21 protein-coding genes are annotated in these 22,968 nt (G+C 71.8%); 15 read left to right on the top strand and 6 right to left on the bottom strand.

Annotated features, from left to right (window positions below; translation table 11 throughout):
- The first annotated feature begins 93 nt into the window (after positions 1 to 93).
- From R2S09_RS04035 to R2S09_RS03990, 10 genes are all read left to right on the top strand, one after another.
- On the top strand, positions 94 to 387 hold the full coding sequence (locus tag R2S09_RS04035; RefSeq protein ID WP_306190249.1) for a hypothetical protein: 294 nt from the start codon (positions 94 to 96) through the stop codon (positions 385 to 387).
- Between the two features lie 10 nt (positions 388 to 397).
- Positions 398 to 592, top strand: a complete 195-nt coding sequence (locus R2S09_RS04030) for a hypothetical protein (protein WP_306190248.1) — start codon at positions 398 to 400, stop codon at positions 590 to 592.
- Between the two features lie 275 nt (positions 593 to 867).
- The gene (gene tatA / locus R2S09_RS04025) at positions 868 to 1,152 is read left to right on the top strand and encodes a Sec-independent protein translocase subunit TatA (protein ID WP_306190247.1); all 285 of its coding nucleotides are present in this window, start codon (positions 868 to 870) and stop codon (positions 1,150 to 1,152) included.
- Between the two features lie 48 nt (positions 1,153 to 1,200).
- Positions 1,201 to 2,151 (top strand): twin-arginine translocase subunit TatC, encoded by a 951-nt coding sequence (tatC, locus tag R2S09_RS04020; protein ID WP_306190246.1) that lies wholly within the window; start codon positions 1,201 to 1,203, stop codon positions 2,149 to 2,151.
- Between the two features lie 80 nt (positions 2,152 to 2,231).
- Complete coding sequence (locus R2S09_RS04015; protein ID WP_306190274.1) at positions 2,232 to 5,084, top strand: RNA helicase; 2,853 nt, start codon at positions 2,232 to 2,234, stop codon at positions 5,082 to 5,084.
- A 381-nt stretch (positions 5,085 to 5,465) separates the two neighbouring features.
- Positions 5,466 to 7,079 carry an ATP-binding protein gene (locus tag R2S09_RS04010; RefSeq protein ID WP_316739800.1) on the top strand — a complete coding sequence of 538 codons (1,614 nt, stop codon included), beginning with the start codon at positions 5,466 to 5,468 and terminating at the stop codon, positions 7,077 to 7,079.
- Positions 7,076 to 7,483 (top strand): roadblock/LC7 domain-containing protein, encoded by a 408-nt coding sequence (locus R2S09_RS04005; protein WP_030179561.1) that lies wholly within the window; start codon positions 7,076 to 7,078, stop codon positions 7,481 to 7,483. Before R2S09_RS04010 ends, R2S09_RS04005 begins: the two co-directional genes overlap by 4 nt.
- On the top strand, positions 7,480 to 7,887 hold the full coding sequence (locus R2S09_RS04000) for a DUF742 domain-containing protein (protein ID WP_306190244.1): 408 nt from the start codon (positions 7,480 to 7,482) through the stop codon (positions 7,885 to 7,887). Before R2S09_RS04005 ends, R2S09_RS04000 begins: the two co-directional genes overlap by 4 nt.
- On the top strand, positions 7,868 to 8,488 hold the full coding sequence (locus tag R2S09_RS03995; RefSeq protein ID WP_306190243.1) for an ATP/GTP-binding protein: 621 nt from the start codon (positions 7,868 to 7,870) through the stop codon (positions 8,486 to 8,488). Before R2S09_RS04000 ends, R2S09_RS03995 begins: the two co-directional genes overlap by 20 nt.
- Positions 8,489 to 8,620: 132 nt before the next feature.
- Positions 8,621 to 10,165, top strand: a complete 1,545-nt coding sequence (locus R2S09_RS03990; protein ID WP_399143914.1) for a cytochrome P450 — start codon at positions 8,621 to 8,623, stop codon at positions 10,163 to 10,165.
- Here R2S09_RS03990 and R2S09_RS03985 read toward each other — a convergent pair.
- From R2S09_RS03985 to R2S09_RS03975, 3 genes are all read right to left on the bottom strand, one after another.
- Positions 10,159 to 11,151, bottom strand: a complete 993-nt coding sequence (locus R2S09_RS03985) for an RluA family pseudouridine synthase (RefSeq protein ID WP_316739797.1) — start codon at positions 11,149 to 11,151, stop codon at positions 10,159 to 10,161. The genes R2S09_RS03990 and R2S09_RS03985 overlap by 7 nt on opposite strands.
- Before the next feature lie 290 nt (positions 11,152 to 11,441).
- Positions 11,442 to 12,287 (bottom strand): siderophore-interacting protein, encoded by an 846-nt coding sequence (locus R2S09_RS03980; protein ID WP_306190241.1) that lies wholly within the window; start codon positions 12,285 to 12,287, stop codon positions 11,442 to 11,444.
- A 103-nt stretch (positions 12,288 to 12,390) separates the two neighbouring features.
- Positions 12,391 to 13,296, bottom strand: coding sequence for a 5'-3' exonuclease (locus R2S09_RS03975; RefSeq protein WP_316739932.1), 906 nt, complete (start codon positions 13,294 to 13,296; stop codon positions 12,391 to 12,393).
- Between the two features lie 238 nt (positions 13,297 to 13,534).
- Here R2S09_RS03975 and R2S09_RS03970 point away from each other — a divergent pair, with 238 nt between their 5' ends.
- From R2S09_RS03970 to R2S09_RS03955, 4 genes are all read left to right on the top strand, one after another.
- The gene (locus R2S09_RS03970) at positions 13,535 to 14,626 is read left to right on the top strand and encodes a glycine betaine/L-proline ABC transporter ATP-binding protein (RefSeq protein WP_306190240.1); all 1,092 of its coding nucleotides are present in this window, start codon (positions 13,535 to 13,537) and stop codon (positions 14,624 to 14,626) included.
- Positions 14,619 to 17,237, top strand: coding sequence for an ABC transporter permease/substrate binding protein (locus R2S09_RS03965; protein WP_316739794.1), 2,619 nt, complete (start codon positions 14,619 to 14,621; stop codon positions 17,235 to 17,237). Before R2S09_RS03970 ends, R2S09_RS03965 begins: the two co-directional genes overlap by 8 nt.
- A gap of 443 nt (positions 17,238 to 17,680) precedes the next feature.
- Positions 17,681 to 18,256, top strand: a complete 576-nt coding sequence (locus tag R2S09_RS03960; RefSeq protein ID WP_030179540.1) for a helix-turn-helix domain-containing protein — start codon at positions 17,681 to 17,683, stop codon at positions 18,254 to 18,256.
- On the top strand, positions 18,256 to 18,984 hold the full coding sequence (locus tag R2S09_RS03955) for a helical backbone metal receptor (RefSeq protein ID WP_306190238.1): 729 nt from the start codon (positions 18,256 to 18,258) through the stop codon (positions 18,982 to 18,984). The genes R2S09_RS03960 and R2S09_RS03955 overlap by 1 nt, the downstream gene beginning before the upstream one ends.
- Here R2S09_RS03955 and R2S09_RS03950 read toward each other — a convergent pair.
- Positions 18,896 to 20,110 carry a TDT family transporter gene (locus R2S09_RS03950; RefSeq protein ID WP_306190237.1) on the bottom strand — a complete coding sequence of 405 codons (1,215 nt, stop codon included), beginning with the start codon at positions 20,108 to 20,110 and terminating at the stop codon, positions 18,896 to 18,898. The two genes, R2S09_RS03955 and R2S09_RS03950, sit on opposite strands and share 89 nt — an antisense overlap.
- 70 nt (positions 20,111 to 20,180) lie before the next feature.
- Here R2S09_RS03950 and R2S09_RS03945 point away from each other — a divergent pair, with 70 nt between their 5' ends.
- Complete coding sequence (locus R2S09_RS03945) at positions 20,181 to 21,134, top strand: LysR family transcriptional regulator (RefSeq protein WP_372337756.1); 954 nt, start codon at positions 20,181 to 20,183, stop codon at positions 21,132 to 21,134.
- Positions 21,135 to 21,427: 293 nt separating this feature from the next.
- Here the strand turns inward: R2S09_RS03945 and R2S09_RS03940 are convergent, their stop codons facing one another.
- Both R2S09_RS03940 and R2S09_RS03935 read right to left on the bottom strand, forming a co-directional pair.
- Positions 21,428 to 22,123 carry a gamma-glutamyl-gamma-aminobutyrate hydrolase family protein gene (locus R2S09_RS03940; RefSeq protein WP_316739789.1) on the bottom strand — a complete coding sequence of 232 codons (696 nt, stop codon included), beginning with the start codon at positions 22,121 to 22,123 and terminating at the stop codon, positions 21,428 to 21,430.
- Between the two features lie 69 nt (positions 22,124 to 22,192).
- Positions 22,193 to 22,930 carry an FCD domain-containing protein gene (locus R2S09_RS03935; RefSeq protein ID WP_316739787.1) on the bottom strand — a complete coding sequence of 246 codons (738 nt, stop codon included), beginning with the start codon at positions 22,928 to 22,930 and terminating at the stop codon, positions 22,193 to 22,195.
- Positions 22,931 to 22,968 lie beyond the last annotated feature (38 nt).

Below are 22,968 nucleotides of genomic sequence, written 5' to 3'. Positions count from 1 at the left end.
GGGCTCCTCGGGGCGTGCCGCGCCGGAAGTCCGGGGCGTGCCCGCGGGGCCCGGCGGGTTGGACGGGCGGTACGACAGGCAGGAGCAGGGGCTTTGAGCGAGTCGGTGGTGTCCGGGGCGCGCGGGATGTCGGTGGCGGCGGCGTTCGCCGGGATGAGGAGTGTGGCCCCGGTGGTGTTCCGGGCGGGCTGCCCCGACTGCCGGGGCCGCTTCGAGCTCGCCGCGAGCGCGCTGCGCCTGGCCATCGGCGCCAGCAGGCGCACCACCTTCTACTCCTTCACCTGCCCCGACTGCGGTGCGGCGGTCCGCAAACCGGCCGGCGAGCGCATCGTGGAGCTGCTCACCGGCGGCGGGGTCAGGACGCTGCGCCTGCACTCGACGGTCTAGTCTCGTGGGCATGTTCTGGCCGATGTTCGCGGTAGCCGCGGGTTTCCTGGGTCTCGCCGTCCTCGGAGTCCTCGCCGTGCGGGTCTTCGTCGAGGCGCGGCGGCTCGGCAGTCAGGTCTCGGAGTCGGCGCGCCGTATCAGCCGGGCCGCCGAGGAGCTGGAGCGGGCGAGTCTGAGCGCCGCCCGGTCGGCGGAGTCGCTGTGAGCCCCGCGGACGACGCCCCTCGGACGACGCCCGGTAAGAGTTCCGTGGGCGTGCGGCGCGGACGGCTTTCGCCCTGTCATGCTGCCGCTTGCGCCAGGTACGCTGCTGAAGGCGGACCGGAGAACGAGGCCCGGGCCGCGGACGGGAGTACGCACAGGGATTGCCTCACGTTCACCCCTGAGCGTTACGATCGCTGCCAGAACGATCGCTCGGACACCTGTCCGACCGGTCGGACAGCATCCCACCCAGCCGCCTCGGTGAGAAGGTAAAGACTTATGTTCGGAAGGCTCGGAGCCCCCGAGATCATTCTCATCCTCGTCGTCATCATCCTGCTGTTCGGCGCGAAGAAGCTTCCGGACATGGCGCGCTCGCTCGGCAAGTCCGCCCGCATCCTCAAGAGCGAGGCCAAGGCGATGAAGGAGGAGGGGCACACCGCCACCTCCTCCGCGCCGTCGCCGGCCGACGAGCAGCCCCCCGCGCAGCGCACGATCCAGGCCGCCCCCGGTGACGTGACGAGCTCGCGCCCGGTCAACGAGCCGACGGACACCACCCAGCGCTGACGCACGGCCGGGCTCCTCCGGCCTGCCGCACGAGATGAGGATGTGGGTTTGCTCAAGCCTGCCCGCAAGAAGGAGAGGGATCCCGAGGGGCGCATGCCTCTCGCGGACCACCTCCGCGAGCTCCGCAACCGGCTCGCGAAGGCGATGCTGGCCATCGTCGTCGTCACGATCGTCGCCGCCTTCTTCTACAACGACATCATCAACTTCCTGACGAGGCCCATCCTCGACTCGATCGGTTGCCCTGAGACGTTCGAACAGCTGGCGAGGTCCAGCGGCAAGCACCAGTGCGCGGAGATCACGATCAACGGCCTCCTCGCACCGTTCACGCTGGCCCTCCAGGTCTCCCTGATGGCCGGCGTCGTGGCCGCGTCGCCGATCTGGCTCTACCAGCTGTGGGCGTTCGTCGCGCCCGGTCTGCACCGGCACGAGAAGAAGTACGCCTACGCCTTCGTCTTCACCGGCGCCCCGCTGTTCTTCGGTGGTGCCTTCTTCGCGTACAGGGTGCTGCCCACCACCGCGAAGGTGCTGATCGACTTCACGCCGAACGGGTCCATCAGGAACTTCCTGCCGCTCGACGACCTGCTCCAGCTCGTCACGCGCATGGTGGTCGTCTTCGGTCTCTCCTTCGAGCTGCCGCTGCTGCTGATCATGCTCAACCTCACCGGGATACTCACCGGCAGGCGCATGCTCGGCTGGTGGCGTGCCATGATCCTCGGCATCACCGTCTTCGCTGCCGTGGCGACCCCGAGCACCGACCCGCTGTCGATGCTGGCCCTCGCCGGTCCGATCTGGGTGCTGTACTTCGGCGCGGTCGGCTTCTCACTGCTCAACGATCGCCGCAAGCGCCGCCGTGAGGAGGCCGGTCCGTCCGACGACGAGGCCTCCGAGCTCGATCTCACCCCCGAGGACGTCGGCGGCGTCGAACCGGTCAGCGCCAGCCGCGGCCTGCCCGAGCAGTCCGGCCCGGACCGGGTCAACGGCTACGACGACGTGACCTGAGCCCCCCGCCGAAGGCACACGGCCGGCCGCTCCCCACCGCGAGCGGCCGGCCTTTCCGTGTTCCCGGGGTGATCCGGATAATGATCGTCCTGTTGTCAGTGCGGCCCGGTACGCTCGAAAGCACGATGACTCAGGACCTCTCACCGGCCGAGCGGTACGCGGCAGCGCGCAGGCGAGCTGCCGAGCAGGCCACCGCGCTCGCTGGCTTCCGCGAGATGTACGACTTCGGCCTCGACCCTTTCCAGATCGAGGCCTGCCGGGCCCTGGAGGCGGGCAAGGGCGTGCTGGTCGCCGCGCCCACCGGCTCGGGCAAGACGATCGTCGGCGAGTTCGCCGTCCACCTCGCCCTCCAGCAGGGCAGGAAGTGCTTCTACACGACCCCCATCAAGGCGCTGTCGAACCAGAAGTACTCCGACCTGTGCCGTCGCTACGGCAGCGGCAAGGTCGGCCTGCTCACCGGCGACAACAGCATCAACGCGGACGCCCCCGTGGTCGTGATGACCACCGAGGTGCTGCGGAACATGCTGTACGCCGGCTCCCAGACCCTGCGCGGCCTCGGCCATGTGGTCATGGACGAGGTGCACTACCTCTCCGACCGCTTCCGCGGCGCCGTCTGGGAGGAAGTGATCATCCACCTGCCCGCCTCGGTGACCCTGGTGTCACTGTCGGCGACCGTGTCCAACGCCGAGGAGTTCGGCGACTGGCTGGACACCGTCCGCGGCGACACCGAGGTGATCGTCTCCGAGCACCGGCCCGTGCCGCTGTTCCAGCACGTGCTGGCCGGACGCCGGATGTACGACCTGTTCGAGGAGGGCGAGGGCCACCGCAAGGCCGTCAACCCCGACCTCACGCGCATGGCTCGCCTGGAGGCCAGCCGCCCCACCTACGCCGACCGCCGGCGCGGCCGGAACATGCGCGAGGCCGACCGCGAGCGCGAGCGCCGGCAGCGCTCCCGGATCTGGACGCCCAGCCGCCCCGAGGTCATCGAGCGGCTGGACTCCGAGGGTCTGCTGCCCGCGATCACCTTCATCTTCAGCCGCGCCGCCTGCGAGGCCGCCGTCCAGCAGTGCCTGTACGCGGGCCTCAGGCTCAACGACGAGGAGGCGCGGGAGGAGGTCCGCGCCCTGGTCGAGGAGCGCACCGCCCACATCGCGCCGGAGGACCTGCACGTCCTCGGCTACTACGAGTGGCTGGAGGGCCTGGAGCGCGGCATCGCCGCCCACCACGCGGGCATGTTGCCGACCTTCAAGGAGGTCGTCGAGGAGCTGTTCGTGCGCGGCCTGGTCAAGGCGGTCTTCGCCACCGAGACCCTCGCCCTCGGCATCAACATGCCCGCCCGCTCGGTGGTGCTGGAGAAGCTCGTCAAGTGGAACGGCGAGCAGCACGCCGACATCACCCCGGGCGAGTACACGCAGCTGACCGGCCGGGCCGGCCGCCGCGGCATCGACGTCGAGGGCCACGCGGTCGTGCTGTGGCAGCGCGGGATGAACCCCGAGCAGGTCGCGGGCCTGGCCGGCACGCGCACGTACCCGCTGCGCTCCAGCTTCAAGCCGTCGTACAACATGGCGGTCAACCTGGTCGAGCAGTTCGGCCGGCACCGCTCCCGCGAGCTGCTGGAGACCTCCTTCGCGCAGTTCCAGGCCGACAAGTCGGTGGTCGGGATCTCCCGGCAGGTGCAGCGCAACGAGGAGGGCCTGGCCGGCTACAAGGAGGCCATGACCTGCCACCTCGGGGACTTCTCCGAGTACGCGCGGCTGCGCCGGGAGCTGAAGGACCGCGAGACCGAGCTGGCCCGCCAGGGCGCCGCGCAGCGCCGCGCCGAGGCCGCCGTCGCCCTGGAGAGGCTGAGGCCCGGCGACGTCATCCACGTGCCCACGGGCAAGTACGCGGGGCTGGCGCTGGTCCTGGACCCGGGCCTGCCCGCCGCCCGGTCCAACGGCCACCGGGGCTTCGAGCACCACGACGGGCCGCGCCCGCTGGTGCTGACCGCCGAGCGGCAGGTCAAGCGGCTGGCGGCCATCGACTTCCCTGTGCCCGTCGAGGCGCTGGAGCGGATGCGCATCCCGAAGTCCTTCAACCCGCGCTCCCCGCAGTCCCGCCGCGACCTGGCCTCCGCGCTGCGCACCAAGGCGGGGCACATCCGGCCGGAGCGGCACCGGGGACGGCGCTCCCAGGCGGCCGACGACCGGGAGATCGCCCGGCTGCGCACCGCCCTGCGCGCCCACCCCTGCCACGGCTGCAACGACCGTGAGGACCACGCCCGTTGGGCCGAGCGCTACCACCGGCTGCTGCGCGACACCAAGCAGCTGGAGCACCGCATCGAGGGCCGTACGAACACCATCGCCCGGACCTTCGACCGCATCGTGTCACTGCTGAGCGAGCTGGACTACCTGCGCGGCAACGAGGTGACCGAGCACGGCAAGTGCCTGGCCCGGCTGTACGGCGAACTGGACCTGCTCGCCAGCGAATGCCTGCGCGAGCGCGTGTGGGAGGGCCTGAGCCCGGCCGAACTCGCCGCCTGTGTCTCGGCGTTGGTCTACGAGGCCCGGGTCGGTGACGACGCCCTGGCGCCCAAGCTGCCCTCGGGCAAGGCGAAGGCCGCGCTCGGCGAGATGGTGCGCATCTGGGGCCGGCTGGACGCCCTGGAGGAGGAGTTCCGGATCAACCAGGCCGAGGGCGTCGGCCAGCGAGAGCCCGACCTCGGCTTCGCCTGGGCCGCGTACATGTGGGCCTCGGGCAAGGGCCTGGACGAGGTGCTGCGCGAGGCGGACATGCCGGCCGGCGACTTCGTGCGCTGGTGCAAGCAGGTGATCGACGTCCTGGGCCAGATCTCGGCGGCGGCTCCCGCCGAGGGTTCGACGGTGGCGAAGAACGCCCGCAAGGCGGTCGAGGGGCTGCTGCGGGGTGTCGTCGCCTACTCGTCGGTCGGGTAGGCCCCGGGCCCTCGGGTCCTGACCGGTTCCTGAGCCGTGGGGCGTGACCGAGTGCGGCCGAGCCGCGCAGGTCACGCCCCTCGCTGTTCCCTCACCGGCACGGCGAGCGCCTTTCGCATGTCCGTTCGCTGTCACGGTTCGTGTTCGAACGAATTCGCGGCGTACAAACGGCCCGAGGGTACTCCTGTCCCGCGCCCGGTTTCAGGCGCTTGCCGAATATGACACGGCGATGATCCGGTCGGACTAAGCTCGCCCGCAGCGCACCGAGTTGATCCGTATTCGTGCGCTCGTTCCCAAACATCCCGAAGATGCCGACAGTTCCATGACATACCCCACTGGAAGCTGCCCCGAACCCCAGCCGATTCGTCTCAGAGGGCTTACATGGTGAGTGTCCAATCGCCCCCCGGCGGCCGCGAACTTCCCTACACGCGTGTGCTGTTGCTGCCCGCCATGGTCATGGCGGCGGCCTCCGGAGCCGCCGTCGCACTGGTGACGGACTCCGCCCGCCTCGCCGTCGGCTGCTGCGGCGCCGTCGCCATCCTGCTGGTACTCCTCACCGGCGCCGAAGCGGTGCGCCGCGGGCGCACCATCCGGGACCAGCGGGCGGAGTTCGCCCAACGCACCGAGTACCTGGAGCGGCGCATCGCCTCCCACGACGCCCAGATCACCTACCTCGGCACGGAGATCATCCCCAACGCGGTCGCCTATCTGCGCGGCAACCACACCGTGCGGGAGGTGATGCGCGACATCATCGACGGCGACCCGGAGTGGCGGCACCTGCCCGAGTCGCAGCGCGCGGTGGTCCGCATGATCCTCAAGATCGTGGACCAGGAGGAGAACATGCGTGACTCCACGCAGCGCTCCTTCGTCAGCATCGCCCGCCGCGTCCAGGCCATCGTGCACCAGCAGGCCATGGAACTCAGGGAGATGGAGGAGGACCATGGCCGCACCCCCGAGGTCTTCGACGACCTCCTGCGCATCGACCACGGCACCGCGCTGATCGGCCGCCTCGCCGACTCCGTCTCCGTCCTCGGCGGCGGCCGCCCCGGCCGCCAGTGGCCCAACCCCGTCACCCTCTACAGCGTCCTGCGCGGCGCCATGTCCCGGATCCTGGAGTACCGGCGCATCGAGCTGCACTCCATCGCCAAGGTCAACATCAAGGGCACCGACGTCGAGCCGGTCATCCACGCCGCGGCCGAACTCCTGGACAACGCCACCCGCTACTCGCCCCCGCACACCAAGGTGCACGTCACGGCCATCGAGGTGCAGTCCGGCGTCGCCATCGAGATCGAGGACGCGGGCGTCAACCTCAACGAGGAGTCCCGGGCCCGGATCGAGGGCATGCTGGAGGCCGCCAAGGCCGGGATCGACCTCCAGGAGATCGGCGCGGAACCCCGGCTGGGCCTGGCGGTCGTGGGCCGGCTGTGCACGGCGTACAAGATGCAGGTCTCCCTGCGGCCCTCCGCCTACGGCGGGGTGCGTGCCGTACTCATCGTGCCCAGCAACATGATGACCACCGAGCCCGCCCCCGGCCTGGCCCACGGCATCGGCGCCACCTCCATTCCCCACCCCGGCGAGGACGCGCTGGAGGGCCCCAAGCGCGCCCCCAAGAAGCGCCGCCCCACCAGCCCGCGCATCCCCGCCACCGTGCCGATGGAGGACGACGTCCCCGAGGTCACCGAGTGGACGGCGAACGGCCTGCCGCAGCGCCGCAGCAAGGTCAAGATCCCGCTCAGCCAGCGCTTCGCCGAACAGTACGCCGCCCAGCGCGCCGAGGAGGAGGGCCGGTCGGTGTGGACGTCGGCCGAACCGGAGCCCGAGCCGGCCGTGGAGGAACCGCCGCCGGGCATGTGGGTCGAAGCCTTCTGGGACGGCCTGAAGAAGGACAACCCGCACCCCGACCCCACCGCGTTCACCCAGGACCCGACCGCATTCCTGCACCTGATCGAGAAGCCGGCCCGCGCCGAGGCCGACGACGAGGGGGACCTCAAGTGATCCAGCAGCGCGCCAACTTCGACTGGATGCTCAAGCAGCTCCACGACTCCGTGCCGGGCATCGAGATGATCGTGGTGCTCTCCGCCGACGGCCTGCGGATCGCCCGCTACGGCGGCGAGCCCGACTCCGCCGACCGGGTCGCCGCGGCCTGCGCCGGCCTGCAGAGCCTGGCGAGCGCCGTCGCCGTGGAGATCCCGGGCAGCGACGGCCGGATGAAGCTCGTCATCATCGAGATCGACCGCGGCTACTTCTACCTGATGTCCGCCGGTGCCAACGCCTACCTCGCGGTGCTCGCCGACGTCCGCACCGAACCCGGCACGATGAGCGCCCACATGCGCGACCTGGTGGTCCGCATCGGCTCCCATCTCACCAGTCCGCCCCGGCGCAACGGGCAGACCGTATGACTCCTCCGCGACGCCAGAGGCGCTACCCCGCACCCGAACCGCCGCCGCCCGCCAAACCCGCCAAAAAGGGCCGGCAGAAGAACCCCGAGCGGCTCTACGTGGTCGCCGGCGCCGACGAGGACGGCGCACGCGCCGCGCTCGACCTGGTCACCCTGGTCGTGGCGCGCGCCGATCCACCGCCGTCCGCGACGCCGGAGCAGGCGGCGGTGCTGCGGCTGTGCGGCGCTCCGCTGTCCGTGGCCGAACTGTCGGCCTACCTCAACCTGCCGTTCAGCGCGATGACGGTCCTGATCACCGAACTGCTGACGGCCGAACTGGTGCAGGCGCGCGCCCCGATCGTCCGTCAGGCGCTCCCCGACCGTTCCCTCCTCGAAGCGGTGATGCATGGACTACAACGGCTCTGACACCCTCCCCGGTCCACGCGCCGAGGACCATCTGCCGCACACGGCCCAGGCCGCGGCGAAGATCGTCATCGTCGGGGGCTTCGGGGTCGGCAAGACGACGATGGTCGGCTCGGTCAGCGAGATCAGGCCGCTGACCACCGAGGAGACCATGACCCAGGCCGGCATCGGCATCGACGACAACTACGGCTCCGAGTCCAAGACGGCCACCACCGTGGCGATGGACTTCGGCCGCATCAGCATCACCGACCAACTGGTGCTCTATCTCTTCGGCACCCCCGGCCAGCAGCGCTTCTGGTTCCTGTGGAACGGGCTGTTCGAGGGCGCGCTCGGCGCGGTCGTCCTGGTCGACACCCGGCGCCTGGAGGTCAGCTTCGACGTCATGGGGCGACTGGAGGAGCGCGGAGTGCCCTTCGTCGTGGCCATCAACTCCTTCCCGGACGCGCCCCGTTACGCCCTGACCGAGCTGCGTTCGGCGCTCGACCTGTCCGAGGAGATCCCGATGGTCGAGTGCGACGTCCGCCGCCGCGCCTCCAGCCGGGACGTGCTGCTGACCCTGATGCGCTATCTGCACTCCCTCACCATGACCGGCTCGCTCCGCTGAACCGAACGCTGAGACGACGCTGAACCGAACCCGGCTCGCTCCGCTGACCCGAACGCTGAGACGACGCTGAACCGACCCGGTCTCCCCGTCTCCTTCCCTTCTTCATCTCCTTTCGTCCCGAAAGCGACCGCTGTGACGTCTGAATCCCAGTTCCTGACCGGTCCGGACGAGCGCATGCCGGCCCCGCCCCCCGGCTGCCCCGCGCACGGCATCGGGCCCGGGGGGCTGCACCGGCTCCACGAGGCCCCCGACCTCCGGGCGCTGTACGAGCAACTCCGAGAGAAGTACGGTCCGGTGGCGCCCGTACTGCTCCACGACGACGTGCCCGTGTGGGTGGTCCTCGGCCACGCCGAGAACCTGCACATGGTGCGCACGCCCTCGCACTTCACCCGGGACAGCCGCGTCTGGACACCGCTCAAGGACGGCATGGTCAAACCCGACCACCCCCTCATGCCGCACATCGCCTGGCAGCCGATCTGCTCCCACGCCGAGGGCGACGAGCACAAGAGGCTGCGCGCCGCGGTCACCGCGGCCATCGCGACCATCGACCACCGCAGCCTGCGCCGCACCATCGGCCGCGCCACCCAGCTCCTGGTCAACAGGTTCTGCGAGACCGGCCGGGCCGACCTCGTCGACCAGTTCGCCGAGCATCTGCCCATGGCGGTGATGTGCGACGTCCTCGGCATGCCCGAGGAGTACAACGACCGGATCGTGCAGGCGGCCCGCGACATGCTCAAGGGCACCCAGACCGCGATCGCCAGCAACGAGTACATCATGGGCTGCCTGCGACGGCTCGTCGCCCGCCGCCGCGCCCGGCCCGAGGAGGACTTCACCAGCCACCTCGTCGAGCACCCGGCCGGAATGAGCGACGACGAGGTGGCCCAGCACCTGCGGCTCGTGCTCATCGCCGCCTACGAGGCCACCGCCAACCTCCTGGCCAACACCCTCCGCAGGGTGCTCACCGACCCGGGCTTCCGCGCCCAGCTCAACGGCGGACAGATGACGGTGCCGCAGGCGGTGGAGCAGTCCCTGTGGGACGAGCCGCCGTTCAGCACCATCCTCGGCTACTTCGCCAAGCAGGAGACGGAACTCGGCGGCCAGCGCATCCGCGCCGGCGACGGGCTGCTGCTGGGCATCGCGCCGGCCAACGTCGACCCCCGGGTACGCCCCGACCCGACGGCCGACATGATGGGCAACCGCTCCCACCTCGCCTTCAGCGGCGGCCCGCACGAGTGCCCCGGACAGGACATCGGCCGCGCCATCGCCGACGTCGGCGTCGACAAGCTGCTGATGCGACTGACCGACGTGCAGCTGGACTGCGCCGAGGAGGAGCTGCGCTGGACCGAGTCGATCGCCTCGCAGCACCTGGTCGAACTGCCGGTGCGGTTCACCCCGCAGCCGCAGCAGGACGTGATGTCGCAGCCGAGCCACACCCCGATGCCGGTGCCGCAGCCGCGGGCCGCCTGGGAGATCAGCACCGTACGGGCGGAATCCGGGCCGCACGCCGACGCACCGGCCCCCCAGGGCGCGGGCACTCCCGCGCGGCAGCCCTGGCCCGCACCGCCCGATCCCGTACGGCCCGACGTCGTACCGCCCGCGGGCACCGGCGAGGCCGGAGAACACAGTGGCTCCCGGGGCGTCTGGCAGCGGTTCCTGCGCTGGTGGCGCGGCTACTGACCGGGCCAAGAGCCGGTCCCGGTGCCGTCCGTCGGCCACTGCCCCGCCCACCCGGTGGCACCGGACCAGGCCTCGAGCGTCCGGGCGCTGCGGAAACGGCGGGCCGTCCCCGTCACCGGATCGGTGAACTCCAGCTCCCGTGCGAGCAGTTGCAACGGGCGCCGGAAGTCACCGGGCGGGACGGGGCCGGTCACCACCGGATAGAGCGGATCGCCGAGGATCGGCACGCCCAGCGCGCTCATGTGCACCCGTAGCTGATGCGTCTGCCCGGTGCCGGGCACCAGCCGGTACCGGGCGAGGCCGTCCGCACGGTGCTCGGCCAGCTCCACGCGCGTCACGGCGTTCGGCTCGCCCGGGACCTCCCGGGCGGCCGGCACCCCCCGCTCCTTCACGATCCGGCTGCGCACCGTCCGGGGCAGGGCGAGCGCCGGGTCGTACGGCGCGACGGCCTCGTACTCCTTGCGTACCCGGCGGTCACGGAACAGCGTCTGGTACGCGCCGCGCTCCTCGGGGCGCACCGTGAACAGCACCAGGCCCGCGGTGAGCCGGTCCAGACGGTGCGCGGCGCCGAGCGTCGGGATGCCCAGCTCGCGCCGCAGCCGCGCCAGCGCGGTCTCGGCGACGTGCATGCCGCGCGGGGTGGTGGCCAGGAAGTGCGGCTTGTCCACGACGACGAGGTGCTCGTCCCGGTGGACCACCTCCAGCGGGAACGGCACCGGCACCTCCGTGGGCAGTTCCCGGTGGAACCACACGAACATCCCGGGCTCGTACGGCGCGTCGTACGCGACCGCCCGCCCGTCCGCGCCGACGATCCGCCCGGCCTCGAACATCGCCTCGATCACACCGGGCCCGGCCCCCGACAGCCGCTCCACCAGATGCTCCCGCACGGTGGCCCACGCCCCCTGGGCGGGCAGCCGCACCCGCACCGGGTCCACCCCGTGTCGCTGGGGCAGGGGAGCGGGTGGGGTGCGGGTCTTGCGTCTCATCGCCCGAAGCCTACGAGGTGGCTGTCTCATGCGCCGACCAGGGCGTGTTTCGAAAGCAGCGTCGTCCGCCCGAAGGGCGGGGCCCGCGGCGTCTGGTGCTGGGGGCACCTCCCACGCCGTTCAGGCAGTGGGGGAGCATCGCAAGGCGGAGGGTCGTCCGCGTACTGGGCGTACGTGGACGGTCCCGACAACGCGGCGAGGTGCCGTGCCAGGCGCCGCGGGCCTGGGGGCACCTCCCGGCCGAAGGGCGGGGGAGGGACTTTCGAAACACGCCCTGGGTGGGGCGTGCCTCATGCGGCCGGCGCCGCGCTCTCCTGTTCCACCTCGATCCGGGCGTTCCACTCCCGCTTGGAGGCCTGCCAGCCGTCCTCGTTGTGCCCGAGGCGCCAGTAGCCGGAGATCGACAGGTCCTCGCGCGGGATCGCGCGCTCCACCCGCAGCAGCCGGCGCAGCTCCTTCACGAAACCGGCCTCGCCGTGCACGAACGCGTGCACCCGGCCCTCGGGGAACTCGAGCGCCCTGACGGCCTCCACCAGCGCCTCGCCGACCGGCCGTGTCCCGCGGTGCAGCCAGACCACCTCCACGTCGGAGTCGATCTTCTGCTCCTCCTCTGGGCCGGCGACCTCGACGAAGGCGTGCGCCGTGGCGCCCGCGGGCAGCGCCTCCAGGGAGCGGGCGATCGCCGGCAGGGCGCTCTCGTCGCCGGCGAGCAGATGCCAGTCGGCGCTCGCGTCCGGGGCGTAGGCGCCGCCGGGGCCCATGAAGCGCACGGTCTCGCCCGGCCGGGCCAGCAGCGACCAGGGGCCGGCCAGGCCCTCGTCGCCGTGGATCACGAAGTCCAGGGTCAGCTCGCGGTGCGCGGGGTCCCAGGCGCGCACGGTGTAGGTCCGGGTCACCGGCCACTGCTCGCGCGGGAACTCCGCGCGGATCCGCTCCATGTCGAACGGCTCGGGGTAGGTGACGCCGTCGGCGGGGAACAGCAGCTTCACATAGTGGTCCGTGCAGGTGTCGGCCGAGAAGCCGGCCAGACCCTCACCGCCGAGCACCACGCGCTGCATGTGCGGAGTCAGCCGTTCGGTGCGGACTACCTGCGCGGTGTGGGCCCTGCGCGGCCTGCGCGCCGGACGATCTGCCATGACGGCCTCCCTGTTCCCCATGCTTAGGCTTACCTAAGTTAGCATCTTCCGTCGGTGAACACCCTCTCTTTCCCGGCTTCATGAGCAGGCGTCGGCGATCCCGTCACGCCGCCAGCGTGGTGAGCAGCCGCTGAAGGGAGCCCCCCAGGCCCCAGCGGCCGGCCAGCTCCTCCAGCGCCGCCGGGTCGCGCGGGGCGCGCGGCAGCGTCGTGTCAACGTCCGGCAGCGGGACGTCGGCGGCGACCCGCACGACCGTCGGCGCCACCGCGAGATACGGCCGCGCCTCGTCGAGCCGCTTGCGCTGGGACGGCGTGAGCCGGGACTTCGGCTCGTCGACGGCGGCCAGGATCCCGGCCAGGTCGCCGAACTCGGCGAGCAGCCGGGCCGCCGTCTTCTCCCCGATGCCGGGCACGCCCGGCAGTCCGTCGCTCGGGTCGCCGCGCAGCAGCGCCAGATCCGCGTACCCGCTGCCGTCGACCCCATACTTCTCCCGCAGCACCGCCTCGTCGGTGGTCTGCAGCGTGCCCACACCCTTGACCGGGTACAGCACGCGCACCCCGCGGGCGTCGTCCACCAGCTGGTACAGGTCTCGGTCGCCGGTGACGATGTCGACCGGGCCGCTCGCGCGGGCGGTGTAGCTGCCGATCACGTCGTCCGCCTCGTACCGCTCGACGCCCACCCGCGCGATGCCGAGGGCGTCCAGGACCGCCTCGATGACCGGGACCTGCGGGGAGAGGGTGTCCGGCACCTCCTCCTCGTCCGGGCCGCCGGCATGCTCCTCGGCGACGCGGTGCGCCTTGTAGGAGGGGATCAGCTCCACCCGCCACTGGGGCCGCCAGTCCGCGTCCATACAGGCCACCAGGTGGTCGGGGTGGTGGTCCTTGACGAGGCGGTCGATGAAGTCCAGCAGCCCGCGCACGGCGTTCACCGGCGTGCCGTCCGGGGCCTTGATCGACTCCGGGACGCCGAAATAGGCGCGGAAGTACAGGGAGGCGGTGTCGAGGAGCATCAGTCGTCCGGTCACGTCCCGCATCATGCCGTACGGCACTGACAGTCACCGGCAGTCACCGGCTCGTGCGGGAAAGGCGGGTTCAGTACGGGTGAGGGTGACGGAGTGTGAAGCGGGCCACTTTCGGGTTTGCCGCCGGGGTGCGGGGGCAGGCGCGGGCCGGAGCGAAGGTGGTTGCGTTATTCAACTGTTATTCGTCCTTCGTCTCCCGTCCCTGGCCCCGAGGTGAGAGGTGCGTGTGTCAGCCAGGCTTCAAGCTGAACACCTGTACAAGGTGTTCGGCAGACGACCGGACGAGGCAGTGGAGAAGCTCCGCCAAGGAGCCGGCCGCGAGGAATTGCGCGCCGACGGCACCACCGCCGCCGTCATCGACGCGTCCTTCACAGTGGAACCCGGACAGATCTTCGTCGTGATGGGACTGTCCGGCTCCGGCAAGTCCACCCTGTTGCGGATGCTGAACGGGCTGCTCGAGCCCACCGCCGGCCAGGTCCGCTTCGACGGCCAGGACCTGACCGCGCTCAGCGCCCGCGAGCTGCGTGAGGTCCGCTCCAAGAAGATCAGCATGGTCTTCCAGCACTTCGCGCTCTTCCCGCACCGCAGCGTCCGGGACAACGCCGCCTACGGCCTGGAAGTGCAGGGCGTGCCCCGCGCCGAGCGCGAACGCCGCGCCGACGAGGCGCTCGCCCTGTGCGGCCTGGCCGGGTGGGAGGCGTCCTGGCCGGACGAGCTCTCCGGTGGCATGCAGCAGCGTGTCGGCCTCGCCCGCGCGCTCGCCACCGACGCCGACCTGCTGCTGATGGACGAGTCCTTCAGCGCGCTGGACCCGCTGATCCGCCGCGACATGCAGGACCAGCTGCTCCAGCTCCAGCACACCCTGAAGAAGACGATCGTGTTCATCACCCACGACCTCAACGAGGCCATGCGCCTGGGCGACCGCATCGCCGTCATGCGCGACGGCCGGATCGTGCAGACCGGCACCGCCGAGGACATCCTGCTGCGCCCCGCCGACGACTACGTCGCCTCCTTCACCCAGGACGTCGACCGCTCCCGCGTGCTGACCGCCGAGGCGGTCATGGACCACGAGGTGCGCGGTGACGAGGCGGACTGCGACTGCGACACCGCGACGCCGGACACCCCGTTCACCGAGCTGTGCGCGATCAGCGCCCGGCTCTCCCACCCGGTCGCCGTCCTGGACGAGCACCGCGCCGTCGTCGGCGTCGTACCCCGGCAGCGGCTCGTCGGCTTCCTCGGCGACGCATCGGACCCCGCCCCCGTGAGCTGCGACGCACCGCGGGACCAGGGTGGCGAGAAGGAGGTGGCCCGTGCCTAGGATCCCGCTCGGCGACTGGGTCAACTCCGCGGTCGACTGGCTGCTCGACCACATGGCCTGGCTCTTCGACTTCTTCAAGGCCGTCTTCACCGGCACCTACGACGGCATCGACGCCGTCCTCCAGGCGCCCGAGCCGCTGCTGCTCGCCGGCATCCTCGCCGTGCTCGCCTGGTGGCTGCGTGGTCTGTTCGCCGGTGTCCTCACCTTCGTCGGCTTCGCCTTCATCGACTCGATGGAGCTGTGGTCGGACGCGATGGTGACCCTGTCCCTGGTGCTCGTCGCCACCATCATCGCCCTGGTGATCTCGGTGCCGGTGGGCATCTGGGCGGCCCGCTCCAGCCGGGTCAGCGCCGTCGTCCGGCCGGTGCTGGACTTCATGCAGACGCTGCCCGCGATGATCTACCTCATCCCGGCCATCCTGTTCTTCGGCACGGGCGCCTCCGCGGGTATCGTCGCCACGCTGATCTTCGCGCTCGCCCCGGGCGTGCGCATGACCGAGCTGGGCATCCGCCAGGTCGACGCGGAACTGGTCGAGGCGGCCGAGGCGTTCGGCACCACGCCCCGCAACACTCTGCTGCGCGTCCAGCTGCCGCTGGCCCTGCCCACGGTGATGGCCGGCGTCAATCAGGTGATCATGCTCGGGCTGTCCATGGCCGCGATCGCCGGCATGGTCGGCACCGGCGGCCTCGGCGGCGACGTCAACGAGGCCATCGGCCAGCTCAACGTCGGTCTCGGCTCCGAGTCCGGCGTCGCCATCGTGATCCTCGCGATCTACCTCGACCGGATGACCAGTGCCCTGGGCACCCAGGTCTCGCCGCTCGGCCGGCGTGCCGCCGCCAGGGCGCGGGCCGCCCAGGGCCTGAAGATCTGGTCCTACCGGCCGCGCCCGCAGATCGCCGTCATCGGCGTGGTGGTCCTGGGCCTGATCGCGGGCGGCATGGGCGTCTTCGGCGGCTCCGGCTCCGGCGCCACGGCCACCGCCGACGGCCACGACATCGGCAAGGGCAAGAAGCTCACCATCGGCTACATCCCCTGGGACGAGGGCGTCGCCTCCACCTTCCTGTGGAAGGAGATCCTCGAGCAGCGCGGCTACCAGGTCGGCGCCCGGCAGTTCGACGCCGGCCCGCTGTACACCTCGCTCGCCCAGGGCAGCGTCGACTTCGAGACCGACTCCTGGCTGCCGACCACCCACGCCCAGTACTGGAAGAAGTACGGCAAGCAGCTGGACGACCTCGGCTCCTGGTACGGCCCGACGTCCCTGGAGCTGTCCGTGCCGTCGTACGTGAAGGGCGTCGACTCCCTCGACGACCTCAAGGGCAAGTCCTCCCTCTTCGGCGGGAAGATCACCGGCATCGAGTCCAGCGCCGGCGAGATGGCCCTGCTCAAGAGCAAGGTCCTCAAGGACTACGGCCTGGACAAGGAGTACAAGGTCGTCGACAGCTCCACGCCCGCGATGCTGGCCGAGCTCAAGCGCGCCTACAGCAAGAAGGAACCCATCGTTGTCACGCTCTGGTCGCCGCACTGGGCGTACAACGACTACTCCCTGAAGAAGCTGAAGGACCCCAAGGGCGCCTGGGGCAAGGGGGACGGCGTGCACACGCTGGCCCGCAAGGGCTTCGCGGCCGACAACCCGGTCGTCGGCACCTGGCTGAAGAACTTCAAGCTGGACGAGAAGCAGCTCACCAGCCTGGAGGCCGAGATCAACAAGGCGGGCAAGGGCCGGCAGCAGGACGCCGTGCGCACCTGGCTGAAGTCCCAGCCCGGCCTCGTCGACAAGCTCGCCCCGCTGCCCGGCGGCTCGGGCGCCAAGCCCGCCGAGGCCTCCCGCGCCCTGAACGTCGCATGGTTCCCGTGGGACGAGGACATCGCCGTCACCCGTCTGTGGAAGCACGTCCTGGAGCGCCGCGGCTACCGGCTGAACCTGAAGCAGATGGACGTCGGCCCCGTCTACACCGGCATGGCCGGCGGGGACATCGACCTCAACTTCGACGCCTGGCTGCCGTACGCCCAGAAGAACTACTGGGACAAGAGCAAGGACAAGCTCAGGGACCTGGGCACCTGGTACCAGCCGACCTCCCTGGAGATCGCGGTGCCTTCCTACGTCAAGGACGTGAAGTCCCTTCAGGACCTCAAGGGCAAGTCCTCCCTCTTCGGCGGGAAGATCATCGGCATCGAGCCCGGTACCGGCGAGATGAACCTGCTCAAGACCAAGGTCCTGCCCGGCTACGGCCTGGACAAGGAGTACAAGGTCGTCGACGGCTCCACGCCCGCGATGCTCGCCGAGCTCAAGCGCGCGTACGCCAAGAAGAAGCCCGTGGCCGTCGTGCTCTGGTCGCCGCACTGGGCGTACAGCCGCTACGGCCTCACCAAGCTGAAGGACGACAAGAAGCTCTTCGGCGAGGGCAACACCATCCGCACCATCTCCAGCGCGGACTTCCCCGGGCGGTACCCGCAGCTCACGAAGTGGATCAAGAACTTCAGGATGAGCGAGGACGAGCTCGGCAGCCTGGAGAGCGAGATCAACAAGCGCGGCCAGGGGCACGAGGACGAAGCGGTCGACGCCTGGCTGAAGCAGCACCCGGACGTCGAGCAGCGGATGACCTCCGGCTAAGCCGCCACCGTCGCACCGTACGTCCGAGAGTCGTACACCTGAGAGGGGCGGGCCCTCTCCACGGTCCTGACGCCGTGGGGAAGGGTCCGCCCCTCGGCCTGTGCACGGTAGGAATCCGGACAACCACGCAGAGCCACCCCCCTACCCTGGGCTCGAGGGCCCGTGGGCTTCCGGAAGACCTCACCGGTGCCGATCCGCTCCGGGGGCCGCACAGCACCCCCGCAGCGGCGCCGAACCGCTGGCGCGAACCATGAGGTCCGCGGCCCTCCCGTCTTACGGGGATGTGACGGCCGCGTGAAACGGTTTGCCGAACATGCGTAGGGTGCAGAGAAGTCATCAGGAACACCGCGCCCGGAACCGGACCCGGAACCGGACCTGACCGGGCCCGCCGACGGCGGACGGAACGACGAACGGAACGACGAGCGAAGGAGGGAGCCGGAGCGATGGGCGACCACAAAGAGCAGTCCCTTCGAGTGGGCGCGGCCGTACGGCGGCGGCGCCGCGCGCTGGACCTCACCCTCGCCGTCGTGGCCGAGCGCAGCGGCCTGTCGGTGCCCTTCCTGAGCCAGGTCGAGAACGACAGGGCCCGCCCCAGCAGGAGCTCCCTGGAGAAGGTCGCCGACGCCCTGCGCACCACCGCCGTGGAGCTGCTGGCGGCGGCCGACCCGGCGTGCAGCGTCGACGTCGTACGCGCCGAGGTCACCGAGGTCCCCGAGCTGGTGCCCGAACCCCGGGTGCGCTCCCTGGTGCGCGGTCATCATCAGCTGCACGCCTCCGAGTTCACCGGCGACCACGACGCGGGCCGCGAGTTCCAGCACCGCAACGACGAGCTGATGTACGTCGCCGACGGCGCGGTGGAGATAGAGGCGGAAGGCCGCGCCTACCGGCTGGCGCGCGGCGACACGATGTACCTGACCGGCGGGGTCCGCCACCGCTGGCGGGCGACCGTGCCCGACACCCGGGTGATCGTGGTCGCGGTGGCGGAGCACATCGAGGCGGTGCAGGACCGGACACGGTGATGAGGGTCGTCTCCCTGGTGCCCTCACTGACCGAGGCGGTCGCCGCGACGCTGCCCGGCGTGCTGGTCGGTGCCACCCGGTGGTGCGTCCGTCCGGCGGACCTGGAGGTGGTCCGCGTCGGCGGCACCAAGAACCCCGACGTCGACCGGATCGTCTCCCTCGCCCCCGACCTGGTGATCGCCAACGAGGAGGAGAACCGCGCACCCGACCTGGACGCCCTGCGCGCGGCAGGCCTGGAGGTGCTGGTGACCGAGGTGCGGGACGTGCCGCAGGGCTTCCGGGAACTGGCGCGGGTCCTGGCGGCCTGCGGGGCGGCGGGCCGGCCGCGATGGCTGGACGAGGCGGAGAGCGCCTGGACCGCGCCGCCGGAGCACGACGGGGCCGAGCGCCGTACGACCGCGATCGTGCCGGTCTGGCGCCGGCCGTGGATGGTGCTGGGCCGGGACACCTTCGCCGGCGACGTCCTCGCCCGCCTCGGCGTCGACCAGCTGTACGCGGACCACGCCGAGCGCTACCCGCGCATCCCGCTTCAGGAGCTGCGGGCGGCGGCCCCGGACGTCGTCGTCCTCCCCGACGAGCCGTACCGCTTCACCGCGGGCGACGGGCCGGAGGCCTTCCCCGGGCTGCCGTGCGCGCTGGTCAGCGGGCGGCACCTGACGTGGTACGGGCCGTCGCTGGCCGAGGCTCCGCGGGTGCTGGCGCGGGCGCTGCGAGCAGCGAGCCGCTGACCAGTCCGCGGGCGGTGTGCACGGCCGCGGCGGCCCAGGCGGTGACGAGGACCGCGTACAGGGCGACCGCGAGGGTGTCGTACGCGGCGAGGTGGGTGTGCCGGGCGAGAGCCGAGGCACCGGTCACGCAGGTGCCGACGGGGAAGGTGAAGGACCACCAGGTCATCGCGAAGCCCATGCCCTGCCGGCCGGCGCGCACCACCTGCGCGGCGGCGAAGGCGAACCACAGCACGGCGAAGCCCATCACGGGAACGCCGTAGAGCAGCGCGAACACCGCGAAGCCGGTGTCGTAGGGGGGCGGTACGGCACCCCGGGCCGTATCGGCGAACGCGCCGACGGCGGTGGTGGACTGCCCGAGCGGGCCCAGGACCAGGAACAGCGTCGGGGTGAGCGCGAGCGGCAGCGGTCCCGCGACGATCAGCCGGCCGAGGATCAGCGGCAGCAGGGCCAGCGTCGCCAGCAGACTCAGCCCGAACATCGCCACGCACGCCAGGAGCAGGGTCTCTCGCCCCTGCCCGGCCGGCAGGTGGCTCACGAGGGAGGGGCCGAGGGCCGCGGACACCATCGGCGCGACGACCGGCAGCAGCCACACCGGCGTCGTCTGCTGCGGCTCGATCCTGTGGTGCACGGCCATGAGGTACGGCACCGCCACGGCGGCCACCAGTCCGACGCCTGTCCCTGCCGTGAACAGCACGGTGTCCAGGGCGAGCGCGGCGCCGGTGCCGATCCAGTCCCGGCCGACGGACAGCGCGCCGCCGCCGACGGCCAGCAGCGCCATGGACAGACAGCCGTAGAACGGGGCCGCCGCCGCGTCCAGCAGATGGGCGCGGGCCTGGTCGCGGTGGTGGACCCAGTGCAGCACGCGGGCCACCAGCAGGACCGCCAGCTGGACGAGGGAGAGTGCCCAGACGGCGGTGCAGACGGCGCGCAGGCCCGGGAGGTGGACCGGCAGCGCGGCACCCGCCGTGCCGACGGCGGCGGTGCCCATGACCGAGCCGTACCAGTTGGGGCCGAGATGGCGGAGCGCGGGAACGCGGGGCCGGGGCGCGGCCGGGACGGACGACCGGAGGGACGGCGACCGAGGGGACGGCGATCGGGGGGCCAGGGAGTGGGCTGCGGTGACCATGATGTGAGGCTTTCGCAGGCCCGGGGCCCCCACCAGGGGGTTTGTCTCTATCGGGGCATAAGCTGGCTTTATGAGGAACACGGGCGTGAACGCAGGGAACGGGGCCGGGCGGCCGTCCGTGGCCGCGTCGCTGGCCCACCGGGTTCCGGATCTGGGCGCGCTGGAGTTGCTGCTGGCCGTGGCGCGACTGGGCAGTCTGGGCGGGGCGGCCCGGGAGCTGGGCATCACCCAGCCGGCGGCGAGCAGCCGGATCCGCTCCATGGAGCGGCAGTTGGGGCTGGCGCTGGTGGACCGCTCGCCGCGCGGCTCACGGCTGACGGACGCGGGCGCGCTGGTGACGGACTGGGCCCGGCGGGTCGTGGAGGCGGCGGAGGCCTTCGACGCGGGCACGCAGGCCCTGCGGGACCGGCGGGACTCGCGACTGCGGGTGGCGGCGAGCATGACGATCGCGGAGTATCTGCTGCCCGGCTGGCTGATCGCGCTGCGGGCGCACCGGCCGGACACGGCGGTCTCGCTGCTCGCGGGGAACTCGGCGATGGTCGCCGAGCGGCTGCTGGCGGGCGAGGCGGACCTCGGGTTCGTGGAGGGGCTGACGGTGCCGGCCGGACTGGACTCGGTGGTGATCGCCCACGACCGGCTGATCGTGGTGACCGCTCCCGCGCACCCCTGGGCCCGCCGCCGGCGCCCGCTGGACGCGGCGGAACTCGCCTCGACCCCGCTGATCCTCCGGGAGAAGGGCTCCGGGACACGGCAGGTCCTCGACGCTGCGCTGGGCGGCCTGGCGCGCCCGCTGATCGAACTGTCCTCCACCACGGCGGTGAAGGCGTCGGCGGTGAGCGGGGCGGGACCGGCGGTGCTGAGCGAACTGGCGGTGGGCGACGAACTCTCCCTGCGCCGCCTGGTCACCATCCCGGTGGAAGGCATGGCCCTCCGCCGCGACCTGCGCGCCGTCTGGCCCACCGGCCACCGCCCGGCGGGCCCGGCCCGCGATCTGCTGTCCCTGACCCGCTCGGGAACCGGCTGACGGGGGCACGAAGCACCTCGCGCACGGGCACCTCGCGCACGGGCAACCCGCGCACGGGCAACCCGCGCACGGGCGCACTCGCGCATCGGGGCCACTCGGGTACGGCACACCTCAGGAGCCCGGCCGCCGCGCGCCTCATGCGTGTCGACCCGGCCGCCTCGACGGTGCGGTCCGGGGCGTGGGCCGAGGCGATCAGGCCCTCGCCGAGGCGGTGGACGGTCGCGCGGGGCGGCAGCAAGAGCGCTCCTCGCGAAGTGGTTGCCGCCTGGGTCCCGGTGCGGCCGGCGCGCGTCTCAGGAAGCGGTGGCGGCGTCGATCAGGTGGCGCACCACCCGGGGGTCGTCGCCCATCTCCGGGTGCCACTGGACGCCGAGCACCCAGTGGCCGGTGGACGCCGGCTCGATGGCCTCGACGGTGCCGTCCGGGGCGTGGGCAGAGGCGATCAGGCCCTTGCCGAGGTGGTCGACGGCCTGGTGGTGGTAGGTCGGGACGGTCGTCTCCTCCGGGACGGCCGCGGCGTATCGGGTGCCGGGGACCGGTGTGACCGGGTGGTCGCCGAAGACGCCGACGACCTCGGCGTGACCGTCCAGGTGCTGGACCAGGGTGCCGCCGAGGGCGACGTTCAGCAGCTGCATGCCCCGGCAGATGCCCAGCAGCGGCACCCGCGCGCTCAGCGCGGCCTCGATCAGGGCGAGTTCCCAGGCGTCCCGGACGCGGGCGGGCGGTCCCGTACGGGGGTCCGGCTCGGCGCCGTAGCGCACCGGCTCGACGTCCGGGCCGCCCGCGATCACCAGCCCGTCCAGCCGGGCCACGGCCGACGCCGCCCGCTCCGGCACGTCCGGCGGCAGCATCGCCGCGAGACCCCCCGCCCGCTGCACCAGCCGTGGATAGCCGGCCGGCAGCAGCGCCGCGTCCAGCTCCCACACGCCCCAGCGCGCACCGGCCTCCAGGTAGGTGCTGATGCCGATCAGCGGTCGTCCTCCGGTCATACGGTCCTCCCAGGCCCCTGAGGGTGTGCTCCGCAAAGGTGTACGTCCATACCTTTGGGGACTCCTGCGTCACGCCAGAAAGCCGCGCAGCAGCGCCGCCGTGCCCGCGCAGTGCTCGCGCGTGATCTCCCGCGCCCCGTCCGCGTCCCCCTCCAGCACCGCCTCCACCAGGGCGATGTGCTGGCGCTGCGAGTGCTCCAGATTGCGCACCAGCAGTGGTATGCAGTTCAGCAGGTCGTTCACCGTGGCCCGGACCGCCGCGTACTGCGCGGCCAGGCTCGGCGAGCCGCACAGTTCGGCGAGCGTCAGGTGCAGCAGCGTGTCCAGCCGCCGGTAGTCCGAAAGCGGCGCGTCGTAGGTGCGCTCCAGCGCCTCGCGCAGCCGCCGGGCCCGCTCACCCGTCAGTCCCTGCGCCGCGCACAGCCCCGCCGCGCCCACCTCCAGCACCTCGCGGAAGCGCAGCACGTCCTCGATGTCGACAACGGCGACCCGGCGCCGCAGCTCGTCGCCGCCGCCCGCGTCCGTGCGGGGCAGCACGAACGTCCCGCCGTAGCGCCCGCGCCGCGCCTGGACCAGCTTCTGCTCCTGGAGCACCTTCAGCACCTCGCGCAGCGTCACCCGGCTGATCCCCAGCCGCTCCGCCAGCTCCCGCTCCGCGGGCAGCCGCCCGCCGGCCGGCACCAGGCCGAGCCGCACCACCTGAAGCACCTGCTCCAGGGCCTCCTCGAAACCGTTGCCCGCCCGTACCGGCCGCAGCACCGCCATGAGCCGGTCGCCCGGCCCTTCCGCGCCCGTGTCCCGCGCCATCCGGTCGCGCCCCCTTCCCAGGCAATGGTTCCCGGCAA

It is taken from the genome of Streptomyces sp. MK7, assembly GCF_032658145.1.
In the GTDB taxonomy this organism is placed as follows: domain Bacteria; phylum Actinomycetota; class Actinomycetes; order Streptomycetales; family Streptomycetaceae; genus Streptomyces; species Streptomyces spiralis.
The sequence above is the reverse complement of the archived record's forward strand: the minus strand, read 5'-3'. Positions and strand labels throughout refer to the sequence as shown.